Source organism: Vibrio sp. 1978 (assembly GCF_033344345.1).
Map to the genome: position 1 here is coordinate 1 of NZ_JAWPOP010000205.1, position 946 is coordinate 946.

General features: G+C 47.0%; 1 protein-coding gene and 1 pseudogene. One reads left to right on the top strand and one right to left on the bottom strand.

The genetic code is table 11. The features are described 5' to 3' along the window. A pseudogene (locus R8N49_RS25535) lies at positions 1-603 on the top strand (chitinase); the annotation flags it as partial. Positions 604-744: 141 nt separating this feature from the next. Here R8N49_RS25535 and R8N49_RS25540 read toward each other — a convergent pair. After that, positions 745-946, bottom strand: a 202-nt coding sequence (locus R8N49_RS25540; RefSeq protein ID WP_318190262.1) for a DUF2884 family protein, incomplete at its 5' end; no start/stop codon positions are given.

The following is a 946-nucleotide window of genomic DNA, read 5'->3' on the forward strand; positions in this document are numbered from 1 at the left end:
GGATCTAACCTAGTACACGGTTCACAAATTCAAGCTCGTCTTGGTCGTGCTTTGCTGCAAATTGAGCAAAACATGGGGGGCGATATGTACCTAACCATGGCACCTGAACACCCTTATGTTCAAGGCGGTTACGTCGCTTACAGCGGAATTTGGGGAGCGTACATTCCAGTGATCAACGATACTCGCAGCACGCTCGACTTGCTTCATGTTCAGCTATACAACAACGGCGGTCTACCAAACCCGTACCTACCAGGTTCTGCACCAGAAGGATCTGTTGATATGATGGTCGCTCAATCTAAGATGCTTATCGAAGGTTTTGAACTAGCCGACGGCACTCAGTTTGCGCCATTGCGTGATGATCAAGTCGCGATCGGTTTACCTTCAGGCCCAAGCTCGGCAAACTCAGGTCAGGCTCCGACACAAAATATTCTCAACGCACTAGACTGTTTAACGAAAGGCACATCCTGTGGCACCGTTAAACCAGCGTTCAACTACCCGAATTATGCTGGCGTAATGACGTGGTCTATCAACTGGGATCAGCATGATGGCTTTAACTTCTCAAAACCTGTTGGTGATAAGTTAACTCAGATGAACGCGCAATAAGCGCCTTTAAGCCGGTTAGGTGCGTTTGGTCAAACCCTCGCAACTCGACCAAAAGATGGAACCACTAAAACGAAAAGAGAGCGCCACACGGCGCTCTCTTTCTTTGTATTTTTAGATGTTGTTTCTACGCGAAGCGATTCATCAAATGGTAAAGACTCGATAGTCTTTCAACTCAGGAATTTTCTTCAACAAATCGTCTTCTTGCCCTGCCATATTGTCCAGAGATTCACATAAGTCTTCCGCTTGTTGCTCCACCTCTTTCGAATGTTCAGCCAAACGCTGCTCAACTTTCGCACTTAATTCTGCCATGCTTTCAGAGAGTGCTGTCAGGTTTAAACCACCC